Source organism: Halorhodospira sp. 9622 (assembly GCF_022228025.1).
GTDB classification, from domain to species: Bacteria; Pseudomonadota; Gammaproteobacteria; order Nitrococcales; family Halorhodospiraceae; genus Halorhodospira; species Halorhodospira halophila_A.
This window is the reverse complement of sequence record NZ_JAJNRE010000006.1, coordinates 20,193-35,608: the sequence shown is the minus strand read 5'-3', so window position 1 is coordinate 35,608 and position 15,416 is coordinate 20,193. Positions and strand designations below refer to the sequence as shown.

The 15,416-nt window shown below is 70.9% G+C and carries 21 protein-coding genes; 2 read left to right on the top strand and 19 right to left on the bottom strand.

The genetic code is table 11. The features are described 5' to 3' along the window. Positions 1-40 precede the first annotated feature (40 nt). A complete protein-coding gene (locus LRG07_RS04900; protein ID WP_201169589.1) occupies positions 41-670 on the top strand; it encodes a YbhB/YbcL family Raf kinase inhibitor-like protein in 630 nt (209 codons plus the stop codon). A 49-nt stretch (positions 671-719) separates the two neighbouring features. Here LRG07_RS04900 and LRG07_RS04895 read toward each other — a convergent pair whose 3' ends face one another. The 12 genes from LRG07_RS04895 to LRG07_RS04840 all read right to left on the bottom strand — a co-directional run bounded on the left by LRG07_RS04895 (position 720) and on the right by LRG07_RS04840 (position 8,882). Then, the gene (locus tag LRG07_RS04895; RefSeq protein WP_201169588.1) at positions 720-890 is read right to left on the bottom strand and encodes a hypothetical protein; all 171 of its coding nucleotides are present in this window, start codon (positions 888-890) and stop codon (positions 720-722) included. Next, a complete protein-coding gene (locus LRG07_RS04890; protein ID WP_201169587.1) occupies positions 887-1,315 on the bottom strand; it encodes a PilZ domain-containing protein in 429 nt (142 codons plus the stop codon). The genes LRG07_RS04895 and LRG07_RS04890 overlap by 4 nt, the downstream gene beginning before the upstream one ends. Before the next feature lie 18 nt (positions 1,316-1,333). After that, positions 1,334-2,416, bottom strand: a complete 1,083-nt coding sequence (gene zapE, locus LRG07_RS04885; RefSeq protein ID WP_238641903.1) for a cell division protein ZapE — start codon at positions 2,414-2,416, stop codon at positions 1,334-1,336. A 7-nt stretch (positions 2,417-2,423) separates the two neighbouring features. Further along, positions 2,424-2,861 carry a hypothetical protein gene (locus LRG07_RS04880; RefSeq protein WP_238634768.1) on the bottom strand — a complete coding sequence of 146 codons (438 nt, stop codon included), beginning with the start codon at positions 2,859-2,861 and terminating at the stop codon, positions 2,424-2,426. 10 nt (positions 2,862-2,871) lie between these two features. Further along, complete coding sequence (locus tag LRG07_RS04875; protein ID WP_370641497.1) at positions 2,872-3,798, bottom strand: histone deacetylase family protein; 927 nt, start codon at positions 3,796-3,798, stop codon at positions 2,872-2,874. Then, positions 3,792-4,478 carry a spermidine synthase gene (locus LRG07_RS04870; RefSeq protein ID WP_201169579.1) on the bottom strand — a complete coding sequence of 229 codons (687 nt, stop codon included), beginning with the start codon at positions 4,476-4,478 and terminating at the stop codon, positions 3,792-3,794. The genes LRG07_RS04875 and LRG07_RS04870 overlap by 7 nt, the downstream gene beginning before the upstream one ends. A 75-nt stretch (positions 4,479-4,553) precedes the next feature. Then, positions 4,554-5,159, bottom strand: a complete 606-nt coding sequence (gene metW / locus LRG07_RS04865) for a methionine biosynthesis protein MetW (protein ID WP_201169828.1) — start codon at positions 5,157-5,159, stop codon at positions 4,554-4,556. 5 nt (positions 5,160-5,164) lie between these two features. Beyond that, positions 5,165-6,313 (bottom strand): homoserine O-acetyltransferase, encoded by a 1,149-nt coding sequence (locus LRG07_RS04860; protein WP_201169577.1) that lies wholly within the window; start codon positions 6,311-6,313, stop codon positions 5,165-5,167. A 67-nt stretch (positions 6,314-6,380) separates the two neighbouring features. After that, positions 6,381-6,686 (bottom strand): DUF167 domain-containing protein, encoded by a 306-nt coding sequence (locus tag LRG07_RS04855; protein WP_238641902.1) that lies wholly within the window; start codon positions 6,684-6,686, stop codon positions 6,381-6,383. Positions 6,687-6,773: 87 nt separating this feature from the next. After that, positions 6,774-7,352, bottom strand: coding sequence for a YggT family protein (locus LRG07_RS04850; protein WP_201169573.1), 579 nt, complete (start codon positions 7,350-7,352; stop codon positions 6,774-6,776). Beyond that, complete coding sequence (proC, locus tag LRG07_RS04845; RefSeq protein WP_201169570.1) at positions 7,352-8,182, bottom strand: pyrroline-5-carboxylate reductase; 831 nt, start codon at positions 8,180-8,182, stop codon at positions 7,352-7,354. The genes LRG07_RS04850 and proC overlap by 1 nt, the downstream gene beginning before the upstream one ends. 13 nt (positions 8,183-8,195) lie before the next feature. Continuing rightward, entirely contained in the window at positions 8,196-8,882 is a 687-nt protein-coding gene (locus tag LRG07_RS04840; protein ID WP_201169567.1) for a YggS family pyridoxal phosphate-dependent enzyme, read from the bottom strand. A gap of 160 nt (positions 8,883-9,042) precedes the next feature. On the opposite strand from LRG07_RS04840, the gene LRG07_RS04835 reads away from it, so the two are divergent. Continuing rightward, positions 9,043-9,816, top strand: coding sequence for a lytic transglycosylase domain-containing protein (locus tag LRG07_RS04835; protein WP_238641901.1), 774 nt, complete (start codon positions 9,043-9,045; stop codon positions 9,814-9,816). A gap of 36 nt (positions 9,817-9,852) precedes the next feature. On the opposite strand, the gene trxA is transcribed toward LRG07_RS04835, so the two are convergent. From trxA to LRG07_RS14030, 7 genes are read right to left on the bottom strand one after another with little or no spacing between them, the layout of a single operon-like run. Further along, a complete protein-coding gene (gene trxA / locus LRG07_RS14035; RefSeq protein ID WP_201241869.1) occupies positions 9,853-10,713 on the bottom strand; it encodes a thioredoxin in 861 nt (286 codons plus the stop codon). A gap of 23 nt (positions 10,714-10,736) precedes the next feature. Then, a complete protein-coding gene (locus LRG07_RS04825) occupies positions 10,737-12,020 on the bottom strand; it encodes a dihydroorotase (RefSeq protein WP_201169558.1) in 1,284 nt (427 codons plus the stop codon). Next, complete coding sequence (locus LRG07_RS04820) at positions 12,017-13,003, bottom strand: aspartate carbamoyltransferase catalytic subunit (protein ID WP_201241867.1); 987 nt, start codon at positions 13,001-13,003, stop codon at positions 12,017-12,019. Before LRG07_RS04820 ends, LRG07_RS04825 begins: the two co-directional genes overlap by 4 nt. Then, complete coding sequence (gene pyrR / locus LRG07_RS04815) at positions 13,000-13,512, bottom strand: bifunctional pyr operon transcriptional regulator/uracil phosphoribosyltransferase PyrR (RefSeq protein ID WP_238641900.1); 513 nt, start codon at positions 13,510-13,512, stop codon at positions 13,000-13,002. The genes LRG07_RS04820 and pyrR overlap by 4 nt, the downstream gene beginning before the upstream one ends. Beyond that, on the bottom strand, positions 13,509-13,937 hold the full coding sequence (gene ruvX / locus LRG07_RS04810; protein ID WP_238641899.1) for a Holliday junction resolvase RuvX: 429 nt from the start codon (positions 13,935-13,937) through the stop codon (positions 13,509-13,511). Before ruvX ends, pyrR begins: the two co-directional genes overlap by 4 nt. Continuing rightward, positions 13,930-14,508 (bottom strand): YqgE/AlgH family protein, encoded by a 579-nt coding sequence (locus tag LRG07_RS04805; RefSeq protein ID WP_201169546.1) that lies wholly within the window; start codon positions 14,506-14,508, stop codon positions 13,930-13,932. The genes ruvX and LRG07_RS04805 overlap by 8 nt, the downstream gene beginning before the upstream one ends. Before the next feature lie 51 nt (positions 14,509-14,559). Further along, entirely contained in the window at positions 14,560-15,408 is an 849-nt protein-coding gene (locus LRG07_RS14030; RefSeq protein ID WP_238641898.1) for a TonB family protein, read from the bottom strand. Between the last annotated feature and the right edge of the window lie 8 nt (positions 15,409-15,416).

Genomic DNA, 15,416 nt, shown 5'->3' with positions numbered 1-15,416 from the left:
ATCCCCACGAGGGTAACCCAAACAGCAGGAGGGGCAAGCTATGCGCCTGACGAGTCAGAGCCTGACCGACGGTCGACCGGTCCCGGAGCCGTACGCCTTCGGGATCCCGGATGCCGAAAACCACATGGCCCTGGGCCGGAATCTCAGCCCCCACTTCGCCTGGTCGGATCTGCCGGCGGGCACGCGCTCGCTGGTCCTGGTCTGCCACGACCCGGACGCGCCGAGCCACGCCGGCGACGTGAATCGCGAGGACCGGGAGATCCCCTCGGACCTGCCGCGGGTGGACTTCTACCACTGGTTGCTGGTCGACCTTGATCCGGGGCTGGGCGAGGTGGCCGAGGGCGCCTTCGCCGAGGGCGTGGTGCCCGGGGGCAAGGATGCACCCGAGGGGCCCCACGGCACCCGGCAGGGGGTCAACGACTACACCGACTTCCTCGCCGGCAGTGACGAGATGCGCGGTACCTACTACGGCTACGACGGGCCGTGCCCGCCGTGGAACGACTCCATCCCGCACCGCTATATCTTCACCCTCTACGCCCTCGACGTGGAGCGTGCGCCGGTGGCGGCGGGTTTCCGCGGGCCCGACCTGCTCGAGGCCATTCGCCCGCACATCCTCGATCAGGCCAGCATGACCACCACCTACAGCCTCAACCCCCGCGTCCCGGCGTAAGCGCGGGGCGTCTCTCCCCCGGTGGCCGTCGTGCCCCCGGGGGGGAGCGTCAGTCCTGCCCGTAGGGGTTGTTCATGACGTCGAACCAGCGCCGATGGTGCTCGGCCGCCTGCTCGCGCCAGCGCCGGACCTCCTCGCGGGAGTGCTTCTCGCGGATGCGGTGATCGGATAGCGAACGCGGGTCGTCGTCCTGGGGGTGCTTGTCGGCGTCGGCGCTCATGGCTGTCCTCCTGTCTCGTCCTCGTCGTCCGCCCCGGCCAGCAGGCCGAGGTCGTGGAGCAGGGTCTCAATGGCGTGTCGGGTCCGCTCGTCCGGGTTGGCGAGGCGGAACCCGGTGGCCGTATAGGCCGGGTTCACGTCCGGTGCCGACCAGCGCGCCTCGGCGGTGACGTCGATGCGTACATCGCCAGCGATCTCGCTGCCCGGCTCACCACGGATCTGCAGCTGCAGGCGCTGCCCGGGGGTGAAAGCGCGGTCCCCGATGAGCAGCAGCCCGTCCGGCGAGAGATCGCCGAGGACACCGAGCCGCGTCCCGTCGTTGCCGTCGTGTACCGGTAGATAGTAGAGCAGGTGCGAGCGCTTTTCGCCTCGCCGCAGACGCTGGATTTGCGGCCGGTAGCCGGTCTTGCCGCCGCGCTGGTTCATGGCGATCTCTCCTTGGCTTCAGGGGCGATGGGGCTCGGCCAGGTACTCGTGGCTCTGCATCTCGTGGAGCCGGCTGGCGGTGCGCTGGAACTCAAAGGCCAGCCGCCGGCCGGCGTAGAGGGCCTCCGGCGCTGCGGTCGCCGAGCAGATCAGGTTGACCCGCCGCTCGTAGAGTTCGTCGACGAGCGCCATCCACCGGCGTGCCTCGTCCTCGCGGTTGGCCTCGAAGCGGGGCACGTCGGCGACCAGCACAGTGTGGAACAGTCGTGCCAGCTCGATGTAATCGGAGGCGCTGCGCGGCCCGCTGCACAGCTCGGTGAAATCGAACCAAGCGACGCCATCGGCCCAGCGGCGCGCGCGGATCGGCCGGTCCTCGATGTCCAGGGTGCCGTCGCTCTGCCCGGGCTCCGGGGCGAGCTGCACGAACCGCTCCTGCAGTCGCGCGTCGTGTTCGCCGGCCGCGCCGATCAGGTAGACCGGCGCCTGCTCCAGGCGCTCGAGCCGGTAATCCCGCTCACCGTTCAGGTTCACCACGCGGCAGTGGCGCTTGAGCGCATCGATGGCCGGCAAGAAGCGGGCCCGCTGCAGGCCGTCGCGGTAGAGATCGTCCGGGTGCACGTTGGAGGTGGCCACCAGAGTAACCCCCTCGCCGATGAGCTGCTCGAGCAAGCGGCCAAGGATCATGGCGTCGGCGATGTCGCTGACGTGGAACTCGTCGAAGCAGAGCACCCGATGCTCGGCGGCGAAGTCGCGGGCCAGGTGGCCGAGCGGATCGCGGTGATCGCGCAGCCGGTGCAGCGCGTCGTGGGTACGCCGCATAAAGTGGTGGAAGTGCAGGCGCTGCTTGGCCGCGAAGGGCAGGGCATCGAAGAAGGCGTCCACCAGATAGGTCTTGCCGCGCCCGACCGGGCCGTGGAGGTAGAGTCCGGGGGCGGCGGTGCCCGGGCGCCGGCGCAGCCAGCCCAGCCACCCGGCGCCGGCCGGCTGCGCGAGCAGGTCGTCGTGGAGTGTCTGCAGGGCCTGCACGGCGCGCTGCTGGGCTGGATCGGGGTGGATAACGCCCCGGGCCAGATCGTCCTGGTAGCGAGTCTGAACCGGCATGGGGGGCTTAGATGGTCAGATCCAGGCGGCCGCCGCGGCCGAGGACATCGGGCTGCGACATGGCCTGAACCTCGACCAGTTGCCGCAGCCCCCGGGGCAGATCCTCGGTATCCGGCCGGAGGCCGTGGCTGCCGGCTCCGCCGCTGCGCAGCCCGCCCTCCGGCGTCAGGCTGCGATCCTGGCCCTCGTAGCGGGCGGCGATGAGCTCCGGCGGCCGGAACCCCCCGGCGTCGCCGAGTCGGGGGGTTGGCGGCTGGCCCACGCCGCCACTGGCCAACCCCTCGGCGGCCAGCGGTGTGGGGCGGACGGGTGAGGCGGGGCGAGCGGCCTCCGCGTGGCGGGCAAAGTCGGTCCGCCCGGCAGCCTCGGGCTGCTGGGTGCGTTGGGCCCCGCGCACGCGCTCGGCGGGGTTGAGGTAAGGGCTCCGGTTCGCCTCCACGTGCATGGCCTTTAGCCTACATCATCAGTGCCTCGAGGTGGGCCGCGGCGCAGCGGCCGACCACGGAGGTGTTGTAGCCACCCTCGAGCACCGAAACCACGCGCCCCTGGCAGTGGCGCTTGGCCACGTCCACCAACTCCCGGGTGGCCCAGGCGAAGTCGGTCTCGTCCAGCTGCAGGGTGGCCAGCGGGTCCGAGCGGTGGGCGTCGAAGCCTGCCGAAATCAGGATCAGTTCCGGCTGCAGCGCGTCGAGGGCGGGGAGGATGGTCTGCGTAAAGGCCTCGCGAAACGCCTCAGAGCCATCGCCGTCAGCCAGGGTGACGTTGACGATGTTCGCCGGGTTGTCGCTGCCCGGTGTGCCGGTGCCCGGGAACAGGGGGTGCTGGTGGGTCGAGAAGTAGTGGAACCCCGGCCGGCCGCGGCTGATCTCCTCGGTGCCGTTGCCGTGGTGAACATCGAAATCGACCATCGCCACCCGCTGCAGGCCGTAGTTGGCCACTGCGTGGCCGGCGCCGACGGCGATGTTGTTGAAGAAGCAGAATCCCATGGCCCGATCGGACTCGGCGTGGTGGCCCGGCGGGCGGACCGCACAGAAGACGCGCTGCGCCTTCCCGGAGAGCACGCCGTCGACCCCGTGGCAGACGGCTCCGGCGGCCCGCCGCGCGGCCTCGCCGGTGGCCGGGCAGAGGCGGGTGTCCGGATCGATGTGCCGGGCCCCCTCCGCGGGGACGCTGTCGAGCAGCGAGCGCACGTAGGTCGGGTCGTGGGCCAGCTCGAGCTGCGCGGTGGTGGCCAGCGGCGCCTCCTCGCGCAGGACGTACTCGAAGGTGGCGTGCTGGAGCGCCTGAAGGATGGCCTGCAGCCGCGCGGCGCTCTCCGGGTGGCCGGTGCCGGCGTCATGCTCCAGGCACTGGGGGTGGGTGATCAGCCAGGTTGTCACGATGCCTCCCGCGGGGCGCGCGCCCAGGCAAAGACCCAGGGTACGTCAAAGGACGGTACCTCGGCCTCCCAGTCGCCCCAGTCGGCGAAGGTGTGGGCCAGTCCGGCGCGGATCTCCTCGCGCAGGCCGGGTTCGTCGGCGCCGCAGCACTGCATGGCCATGACCCCGCCGGGGTTCAGTCGGTCCGAGACCTTGGCGAGGATCTCGCGGATATACTCGGTTCGCGGCTGGTCTTCTCGGACCGGATCCATGGTCAGGTCATAGATGATGCCGTCCCAGCGCTCCTCGGCGTCGAGGTAGGCGAAGGCGTCGCCGACCACCACCTCGGCGCCGGGCCGGTCGAAGGCGTCGCCGCAGAGATCCGGCAGGTACTGGCGTGAGAGCTCGATGACGTCGCCGTCGATATCCACCAGCACCGCCCGGCGCGCGCCGGCATCGAGCAGCGCGCGCAGGACGCCGCCGTCGCCGCCGCCGAGGATGAGCACATCGCCCAGTGCGTTGGCCTCGCGCAGCGGCCGGGTGATTGCCTGGTTGTAGGGCTCGTCGGCGTTGGCGATCTGCAGGTCGTCATCGAGGTAGAGCAGGTGCCCCACCGCCGGATCGTGGGCGATGACGATGTCCTGGTAGGCGGAGCGCCGCCGCTCGACGATGGTCTGGTTGTACCGCACGTACTCGGGCTGCATAGACTTCCCGGTTTCCTGCCAGGTGAGATCGCGGGCGGCACCCCGGAGCGGCGACCGCCCGTCCTTGACCGGATTCTACAGGGAGTCGCTGCCGCGTACGAAACGGTAGATGGCCACCTCGCCGAGCAGGTTCGGGGCCAGGTCGATGAACGGTGTCGAGCGGTGGGCGCGGTCGAGCAGGCGCCGCTCGCGGATCTGCACGCCCATGGTGGCGCACAGGCGCTCGAAGTCGCGCACCGTGCACAGGTGGATGTTCGGCGAGTTGTACCAAGCGTTGGGTAGGGCCGGGCTGCGTGGCATGCGCCCCTTGAGCAGCAACTGCATGCGCAGCCGCCAGTAGCCGATGTTGGGGAAGGTGACGATGCCGTGGCGGCCCACACGCAGCATGTCCTCAAGGAGTTTGTCCGGGTAGCGCACCGCCTGGACGGTCTGGCTCATGATGACGTGGTCGAAGCTGTCGCGATGGAAGTCGTCCAGCCCCTCGTCCAGGTCGGCACGGACCACATTGACGCCGCGGTCCATGCATCGGGTGACCTTGCGCGGGTCGATCTCCAGGCCGTAGGCGGTTACGCCCTTACGCTGGACCAGGTAGTGGAGCAGTGTGCCGTCGCCGCAGCCCAGGTCCAGAACCCGGGAGCCTGGCTCGATCCAGTCGGCGACGATCTCCAGTTCGCGGCGCAGCGGATTCACGCCCCCACCTCCCGGGCGACGTTGCCCATGTAGGCGGAGAAGGCCTCCAGGTAGCGCTGGATGGGCATCAGGAAGGCGTCGTGGCCCTGGGTGGCCTCGATCTCCATGTAGCTGACCGGCTTGTTGTGTTCCAGCAGCGCGCGGAGGATCTCGCGCGAGCGTGCCGGGGCGAAGCGCCAGTCGCTGGAGAAGGAGAGCAGCAGGGTCGAGCACTGGATGTGCGCGAGCGCCGCGGAGAAGTCGTCGTCGTGGTCGGCGGCCGGATCGAAGTAGTCGAGCGCCTTGGTCATCAGCAGGTAGGTGTTGGCGTCGAAGTCCTGCACGAAGCGCTGTCCCTGGTAGCGCAGGTAGCTCTCGACCTCGAAGTCCACCTGCTCGAAGTCGAAGCTCATGTCGCCGCGCAGATCGCGCCCGAACTTCGCGCGCATGGCGTCGTCCGAGAGGTAGGTGATGTGTCCGAGCATGCGCGCCACCGCCAGCCCACGACGGGGCGAGACGCCGTAATCGTAGTAACGCCCGCCGTGGAACTCGGGGTCGCTCATGATCGCCTGGCGGGCGACCTCGTTGAAGCCAATGTTCTGTGCCGACAGCCGCGGCGCGGCGGCGATGACAATGGCGTGGCGCAGGCGGTCGGGGTAGTCGATGGCCCACTGCATCGCCTGCATGCCGCCCAAGCTGCCGCCGGCCACCGCCGCCCACTGGCGGATGCCCAGCTCATCGGCCAGGCGTGCCTGGCTTCGTACCCAGTCGCGCACCGTGACGATGGGGAACTGGTCGCCGTAGGGCTTACCCGTCTCCGGGTTGATGCTGGCCGGCCCGGTGGAGCCGTGGCAGCCACCCAGGTTGTTGCTGCAGACAACGAAGAAGCGGTTGGTGTCCAGCGGTTTGCCCGGACCGATGCACGTCTCCCACCAGCCCGGCTTGCGGTCGTGCTCGGAGTGGTAGCCGGCGGCATGGTGATTGCCGGAGAGCGCGTGGCAGACCAGGATGGCGTTGGTGCCCTCGCGGTTGAGCTCGCCGTAGGTCTCGTAGACCAGCTCGTACCGGGGCAGCTCCCGACCGCAGACGAGCGGCAGGGGCTCCTCGAAGGTTGCCTTGTGCTGGGTCACCAGTCCGACGGAGTCGGTCGGCGGGCTTCTCACCATGACACTTCCGCTCGCTGAGCAATAGCCGTGCAGTCTAGCGAGCCGGCTATGGCCGGGACAAGCCGCCTCAGGTTGGCGGGGGGGCTTCCGGGCGCGGCAGCCCCTCCGGCCACTGCTTGGGAGCCGTGATGCGCAGGGTCTTGTCCCGGCTGCGCTCACCGCGCAGCAGCGTCACGGCCGACTTGGCCACGCCGAACCGCCGGGCCAGCAGCTTGCACAGGGCGGCGTTGGCCTTGCCCTCAACCGGTGGGGTGTTCAGGCGCACGCGCAGTCGCTCGCCCTGCACGTCCAGCGCCTCCCGCTTGGCCCGTGGGGTGACGCGGACGTGCACCAGCCAGGCGTCGTGTTCCGGGTCCGGGGTGATCCAGGGCATGGCGTCGGCAACCGTAGCGGTCGATGGGGGTGCGGGACGGATCACGGCGCCGCCGGACACCCCGGCGACGCCGCGGGGCTGCGGCGGCTACATGGGCAGTGGTACCTGGCCACGCAGCGGGTAGACGGTGAGCATCCGCACCACGTGGATCAGCACCAAGGCGACCAGCGGCGAGAGGTCCAGTCCGCCCATATCCGGCATGAAGGAGCGGATCGGGCGCAGGATCGGGTTGACCAGCTGCTGGAGCAGGTGCAGCCCCGGGTGGCTGGCGGTGGGGTTGACCCAGCTGATGATTACGCCGATCAGGATCAGCACCGTATAGAGGTTCAGCACCAGGCCCAGCAGGCGTCCCACCGCCTCGATCGCCAGCGGCCCGAGCGGCGGCTGCTGCCCGTAGGCGAGCAGGAAGATGATGTAGAGCGCCGCCAGTTGCAGGACGAACATCAGTACGATCGCCGCCAGATCGATGCCGCCGACCCCGGGGATGACCCGGCGCAGGGGGTTGAGCACCGGTGAGGTGGCGCGCACCAGGAACTGCGAGATCGGGTTGAAGAAGTCGGCACGCACCGTCTGCAGCAAGAAGCGCAGCAGGACCGCCAGGATGTAGAGCGAGAAGGCGGTGGCGATCAGGAAGATCAGGGCGTCGGCGAAGTGGTTGGATTCCATTACTGCTCCCCTAGCAGGTTGCCAAGCTCATCGGCGCGGGTCGCGGCGGCTTCGGCCGCCCGCTGCAAGGCACCGCGCAGATCGGACGCTTCCAGGACTTCGAGGGCGCGCTCGGTGGTGCCCCCCGGTGAGGTCACCCGCTGGCGCAGCTGCGCCGGCGGATCGTCGGATTCCAGGGCCATGCGGGCCGCCCCGGTGGCCGTCTCCAGGGTCAGCAGACGGGCCGTTTCGCGGTCCAGGCCGAGCTCCACGCCAGCCTCCTCCAACGCCTCCATGACCAGGAAGAAGTACGCCGGACCGCTGCCGGAGATGGCGGTCACTGCGTCCATCTGCTGCTCGTTCTCCAGCCACCGGGTCTGCCCCACGGCGCGCAGCAGGGTCTCGGCCAGCTCGCGCTGCGCTTCACTGGCCTGCTCGTTGGCATAGAGCGCCGTAGCACCGCTCTGTACCAGCGAGGGGGTGTTGGGCATGGTGCGCACGATGGCCGTTCCGGCGCCGAGCCAGCGCTGCAGATCGCCCAGGCGGATGCCGGCGGCGATGGAGATCGCCACCGCGCCGCGCCGGGCGATGATCGGCCCGAGCGCCTCGGCCACGCCGCGCATGACCTGCGGTTTGACGGCCAGGATGACGGCATCTGCGGCCTCCGCCGCCGCCGCATTGTCGGCGCAGGTCTCGATGCCCAGTTCGCCGGCCAGGCGTTCGCGGCGCTCGGTCTCGGGCTCGCTGGCGACGATGTGCGTGGCCGGGTAGCCGTCGGCGATCAGCCCGCCGATGAGCGAGCGGGCCATGTTGCCGCCTCCGATGAAGGCGATGCGCGCGTGCTGGGCCATAGTGATTCCTCCTCTACATCCGCGGCCCGAAGATCGCGGTACCGATCCGTATGATGGTGGCGCCCTCGGCGATGGCCGCCTCGAGGTCCGCCGACATCCCCATCGACAGCGTGTCCAGCTCGCGGTGGCCGCGCTCGTGGAGCTCCTCGCGCAGCTTGCGCAGCCGGGCCAGCGGCTGGCGCTGCTCGGCGAACGCCTCGGCCGGTGCCGGCAGGGCCATCAGCCCGCGCAGGCGCAGCCTCGGCAGGCCGTCCACGGCGGCGGCGAGCTCGAAGACGTCGTCCGGCGGGCAGCCGGCCTTCTGCGGCTCCTCGCTGATGTTCACCTGCAGGCAGACGTTAAGCGCTTCTCGATCGCTCGGGCGCTGCTCACTGAGCCGGCGGGCGATCTTGGCCCGGTCGACGGTGTGAATCCAGTCAAAGCGTTCGGCCACCTCGCGGGTTTTGTTCGACTGTACCCCGCCGATAAAGTGCCACTGGATGTCCAGATCGGCCAGTTCCGCCTGCTTCTCGGCGGCCTCCTGCAAGTAGTTCTCGCCGAAGGCGGGCTGCCCGGCGGCGTGGGCGGCCCGGATGGCGGCCCCCGGGTGGCGTTTGCTGACCGCCAGGATCTGCACGCTGCCGGCCGGGCGGCCGTGGCTGGCCTCGGCGGCGCGGACGCGCTCCTGCACCGCGGCCAGGCGGCTGGCGATTTCGCTCATGATCTCTCGGATCCCGTCTAGGCTATTGGGAAGAACCGACCCCGGAATGATACGGGGCGCTGCGTGCCGCGTCGAACCGCGCCAGGGGCGAGGCCGTCGGCCGCCTGATACCCGTGTTAAATTGAGGAAATTGGCAGGGCTTCATGCAAGGGGGTGCGTCATGCGCATGCAAGCCAACTGGCTCATCGGCGGCTGTGGTCTGGTGTTCGCCTCGCTCGGGGCGTATCACCTGCACCACTCGCCGTGGGCGGCCGAGCGGGGTGCGGCTGGGGCCGACTGCTCCGAACAGCTCGAGCGCCTGCGCGCCTCGGCCGGGATGCCCGAGGTGTCCCGGGCGGTGGTCGAGACCATCGTCGAGGACCGGCAGGCCGAGCGCGACCAGCCGGTGGGCTCCAACCGGGTGATCCCGCGCGAGCACCTTGACGAGCTGATCGACGAGGCGGCTGAGGTCACCGGCCTGAGCGCCGATCTGATCCGTGCCGTGGTGCGCACCGAGAGCGACTACCGCCCGGGGGTGGTGAGCAGTGCCGGGGCGGTGGGCCTGATGCAGGTCCGCCCGATGGCAGCGGTGGACGTTGGCGAGCGCGTACCGGAGTGGCTCGAGCGCTTCGGCGAGCGCGAGGGCCTGGAGATCGAGGCCGAGGATCTGGCCGACCCGCGGCTGAACATCCTCCTCGGCAGCCATTACTTGGCCCACCTCCACGAGCGCTACGCCAGCTACGGCGAGCCGATGGCCACATGGCTGGCTCTGGCCGCCTACAACTGGGGGCCGGGCAACGTCTACCGCAACTTGCTCTCCAACCCGAACCTGCAGAACCTCGAGGATCTGCGCTGGTTGCTCCACCGTCGGGCCCCGTACGAGACCCGGGCGTTCATCGACCGCGTGCTCGAGCGCAGCGGCAAGCGGGCCGAGGAGGCCGGCGAGGCCATCTGACACCGGCCCGCCGGCCGCACGCCTCCACGCCCCCGCTCAGTGCAGCAGCTGGAACAGCCGCTGGCGGTAGCGGCGCGCCTCCGGGTGCTCGGGGCCGAGCATGCCGAGGACCTGGAGCGCCACCTGGTGGGCCTCGTCACGACGCTCCGGGTCGCGCTGGACGAGGTGGAGCAGGTGGTCCAGGGCCTCCAGCTCGCCGCCGGCTACCACCAGGCGCAAGGCCAGTTCCAGGCGGGCCTGGCCGTCGCCGGCGTCGGCCTCCACACGCTGCTCCAGCGCCTCGAGCGCGGGCAGGTCGCGCACCCGTTCGGCAAACTCCTTGCGCGCGAGGATCCCCTGCGCCCGCGGGTCCTGCTGATCGTTGGCAGACAGCCCCTCAACCAGCGTGAAGGCCTCGTCGGCGTCACCGCTTTGCAGCAGCGCGCGGGCCAGGTCGATGGTGACCCCGGCCTCATCGGGACGCTGTTCCCGGGCAGCGCGCAGGTACGGGACCGCCTCGGTGGAGCGGCCTTCGCTCATCAGCTCCCGGGCCTGTTCATAGGGGTCCGCCTCGGGGGCCTCCACGTACTGGCCCAGCCACTGGCGCAGCTCCCCCTCGGGGACGGCGCCCATGAACTGGTCCACCGGTTGTCCTTCCTTGACCAGCAGGGCGGTGGGTAGGCTCTGCACCCCCACCTGCGTGGCCAGCTGCTGTTGCTGGTCGCAGTCCACCTTGGCCAGGCGGAAGCCGCCCTGATACTCATCGGCCAGCTTTTCCAGCAGCGGGCTGAGGGTCTTGCAGGGCTCACACCACTGCGCCCAGAAGTAGATCAGCACAGGCTGCTGCATCGAGGCATCGATGGCCTGTTCCTTGAAATTCTCGATGGTGACATCGACGACGTTGGGCGAAGCGCTCACGGTTGCCTCCGAATCGGTTCGGTTCACGGGGTGCGGGGATAGACGATGCGCCCGGCGACCAGGGTGGCGGTGGCGCGGCCGGCCAGCTCCTGGCCCAGGACCAGGGAGTTGCGGCCGCGGCTGTGCAGGCTCTCGGGGGTCACCCGCCAGGTCTGTCGCGGATCGACGACCGCCACATCGGCGGCGGCGCCGGGCGTCAGGGTGCCGGCCTCCAGGCCGAGCGCCCGGGCCGGGCCCAGGGTGACCCGGTCGACCGCCTCGGCGATCGACAGCAGCCCCTCGTCGACCAGGCGCAGGGTCAGCCCGAGCAGGGTGTCGACGCCGCTGACACCGGGTTCGCTGTCGGCGAAGGGGCAGATCTTGGCGTCAGGGTCGTGGGGCTGGTGGTCCGAGCAGATGGCGGTGATCGCCCCCTCGGCCACCGCCCGGCGCAGCCCGTCGCGGTCCTGCGCGGTGCGCAGCGGCGGGCGGACGTGGGCGGCGGTGTTGTAGGCGTCGCAGTCCTGTTCGGTGAACAGCAGCTGGTGGATGGCCACGTCGGCGGTCACCGGCAGCTGTGCCCGGCGCGCCTCGGCGACCATGGCGGCGGCGCGCGCCGTGGACAGCCGGCCCAGGTGGACCGGGTTGCCGCTCTCCTCGACGAGGGCCAGGATCCGCCCGACGGCGGCGGTCTCGGTCGCCGCCGGCTGCCCGGGCAGCCCCAGCCGGGTGGCGGTCTCGCCCTCGTGGACGCGGCCGCTGTCGGCCAGGCTCGGATCCTCCGGGGTGAGGACGACCGGCAGCGAGAAGGTGGCTGCATAGTCCAGTGCGCGCCGCAACACCAGGGTGTTGGCGACGGGGCGGCCGCCGTCGCAGACCGCCGGGCAGCCGGCGTCGCGCAGGGCGGCCATCTCGGCCAGGTACTCGCCATCGAGCTCGCGGGTCAGCGCCCCGAGCGGCCGCACGCGGGCGGCATCGGCCACCTGCGCGCGGCTGTGCACCAGCTCCACCACCGACGGCGTGTCCATGGCTGGCCGGGTGTCCGGGGGCAGGAGCAGGGTGGTGATCCCGCCGGCCGCCGCCGCCCGGCTCTCCGGGACGATGCCGCCCTTGCGCGTGGCGCCGGGCTCGCGCAGCCGCGCGGCCAGGTCCACCAGGCCGGGGAGGACCAGCTGCCCGGTGGCGTCGATGGCCCGGTCGGCGGCGAACCCGTCCGGCGCCGTGCCCACGGCGAGAATCCGCCCGTCGGCGATGAATACATCGCGCGGCTCGTCCAGGCCGCTGGCCGGGTCGATGACGTGTCCGCCGTGGATGTGGATGCGGCTCAACTCGACGCCTCCTCGATCGGTTCGGTGGGGATCTCGCCCTGCCCGCCGAGGACCATGGACATGACCGCCATGCGCACCGCGATGCCGTTTGTGACCTGGCGCAGGATCACCGAGCGCGGCCCGTCGGCCACCTGGGGGTCGAGCTCGACGCCGCGGTTGACCGGGCCGGGGTGCATGACGATGGCCTCCGGGTGGGTGCGCTCCAGGCGCCGCTCGGTCAGCCCGTAGCGGGCGAAGAACTCGCTCTCGCTCGGCAGCAGGGCGCCACGCATCCGCTCGCGCTGCAGGCGCAGCATCATCACCACGTCGGCGCCGTCGAGCCCGGCATCCATGTCCTCGTGGACCCGCACCCCCAGCCGCCCGATATCCCGCGGGAGCAGCGTGCGCGGCCCGATCACCCGCACCTCGCCAGCGCCGAGGCCGAGCAGGGCGTGGATCTGCGAGCGGGCCACCCGCGAGTGGAGGATATCGCCAACGATGGCGATGGTCAGCGGCTCCAGTGGGCCCTTTTCGCGGCGGATGGTGAAAGCGTCGAGCAGGGCCTGGGTAGGGTGGGCGTGACGCCCGTCGCCGGCGTTGATCACCGCCACCCCGGGGGCCACATGGCGCGCGATGAACTCGGCGGCGCCGCTGTCGGCGTGGCGGACCACAAAGGCGTCGCACTGCATCGCCTCGAGGTTGCGCAGCATATCCAGCAGGCTCTCGCCCTTGCTGGTGGAGGAGGTGGCCACGTCGATGTTGAGCACATCGGCCGAGAGCCGCTGGGCAGCCAGCTCGAAGGTCGTGCGGGTGCGCGTGCTCGGCTCGAAGAAGAGGTTGATGATGGTCCGCCCGCGCAACAGCGGAACCTTCTTGACCGACTTGCCGAGAACCCCGGAGAACGACTCGGCGGTATCCAGAATGCGGGTGAGCAGCTCGCGGGGCAGCCCCTCGGTGGTGACCAAGTGGCGCAGCTGCCCCTGCGGGTCGAGTTGCACGCTCACGGCGTCTCTCCTTCCAGCATGAAGCGCAGCGGCTCGGGGCCGCGCAGCTTGAGCCGCTGCCCACCGGGGAGTTCGAGCCGGGTCCCGGTGACATCCGGCTGGACCGGCAGCTCCCGTCCACCGCGGTCGACCAGCACGGCCAGGAGCACCTGCTGTGGGCGGCCGAAGTCGAACAGGGCGTTGAGCGCCGCCCGCGTGGTGCGGCCGGTGTGGATCACGTCATCGACCAGCAGCACAGCACGTCCGTCCAGGGTCACTGGAACCTCGGAGGTCTGCACCGCCGCCTTGAGCCCGGAGGTCGCATAGTCGTCGCGGTGGAAGGCGACCTCCAGGGTGCCCACTGGCGGACGGGCGAGGAGCCGGTCGTGCAGCCCGCGGGCCACCCACACGCCGCCGGTGTGGATGCCCACCAGGATCGGCGAGCGGATGCCGCGGCGCTCCAGCTCGGTGTTGATCTCCGCGGCGACGGTGTCGAGCAACTGCGGGACGTCGATCTCGGCGTCAGTCATGCCACCCCTTGCTGGGCAAAGAAGGTCTCGAGGATGACCGCGGCAGCCTCGGCGTGCACGGCCTGCGGGTCGCGCTGGCGCTGCCGCGGGTCGAGCCGCTCCTCCGCGGCACGCGAGGAGAGGCGCTCGTCGATGGTGTGCACCGGTAGCCCGAAGCGCCCGTGCAGGCGGCCGGCCAGGCGCCGGGCCAGGGCGGTGCTGTCGGCATCGCTGCCGTCGGCGTGGCTGGGCAGCCCCATCACCAGCGCCGCCGGCGCCCAGTGCTCAAGCAGCCCGGCGACTGCCGCCCAGTCCGGCTGTCCGTGGCGTGCGCTGAGGGTGGTCACGCCGCGGGCGGTGCCCAACAGGGCCTCGCCGACGGCCACGCCGATGTGCCGCTCACCGGGGTCGAAGCCCATCAGCATGCCGCCGGGCGGCTCAGGCATGCCCGCTTTCCGAGGAGAGCAGGGCGATGTCCACACCCAGGTGCGCGGCCGCGGCGCGCCAGCGCTGGCTGGTATCGGTGTCGAAGATGACCCGGGCATCGGCGGGGCCGGAGAGCCAGGCGTTCTGGGCCAGCTCCTCCTCCAGTTGGCCGGCGCCCCAGCCGGCGTAACCCAGCGCCACCAGGAAGCGCTCCGGGCCCTCGCCCCGCGCCAGGGCGGCGAGGATGTCCCGCGACGTGGTCAGGGCCACGCCCTCGCAGACCGGCGCGGTGGCGTTCCACTCCTGTCCGGCCGGGTGGAGCACGAAGCCGCGCTCGCGCTGCACGGGTCCACCGGCGTAGACGACCTGATCCTGCGGGCAGCCGTCGCTGATCTCCAGCTCCAGGTGGCGGAACAGATCGCCGAGGGTGACTTCGGTGGGTCGGTTCACCACGATGCCCATCGCCCCGTCCTCGCTGTGCTCGCAGAGCAGCGTCACGGTCTGTGCGAAGTTCGGGTCGTCCAGGGCCGGCATAGCGATCAGGAACTGACTGCCCAGCTGGTCCCCGCCTTGTCCGGTTTGCTCGCTCATGCGCTCCAGTATCGGCCACCGCGCGCAGCCGGGACAAGGGTGGCAAGGCAGTTATTGAGCGCGCACGCGCCGGCCCTCGATGAATGCCCAGGTCCGGGTGATCACCAGGCGGTCCTGCCCCTCGAGGACCTCCTCGGGTACATCCGGGTACGGGGCACCGAGCCGGACGATGCGCACCGCCGCCTCGTCGAGCAGCCGGTGGCGCGACGGCTGGATGATGCGCACGTCCTCTAGCGACCCGTCCGGCATCAGCGTTACCTCGAGGATCAGTTGCCCGGATAGCCCCCGCTCGCGGGCTTCGCTCGGGTAGTTGAGATTACCCACGGCCTCCACCTTGCGCGTCCAAGCCTCCATGTAGGCGGCGGCCTCGTGGGAGCGCGTGCGGGCGTTGAGAAAGCGCTTGGTCGGCTCCCGGGGCTGGCTCAGCCGCTGCTGCAGCGCCGCCGCCTCGGCGGCGGCCGCCTGGCGCCGGCTGTCGAGCAGATCCTGGAGCGAAGGCCGCTCCTCGGCCCGGGGTTGCTCATCGGCGGGCGGTGTTGGCGTCTCGGCCTGCTCGCTGTCGATCAGAGACTCGGCCCGCGCCTCAGGGGCGGCCGCCGGTTCGCCCGGCTCGGGGGCTTCCACGGCGGGGATCGGCTCGCCGGCCACCGGTGAGGGGATCTGCGCCTGCTCAGCCACGCCCCCGCCGTCCTGGTCCAGATCGGCCAGGTAGTCGGCGTCCTCCGGGGGGGTCTCGGCCTCGTCGTAGGCCAGTGTGACCTCCATCATCGAGGCATCCTGGGGGCGCTCGTCGCCCTCCCAGGTCAGCCCCACGCCCAGGATCACCAGGGCGTGGGCCACCACGGCGAGGAACAGCGCCATGCCCAGACGGTCATCCGGTTGCACCGCGGGGTCGTTCACGGCTGGTG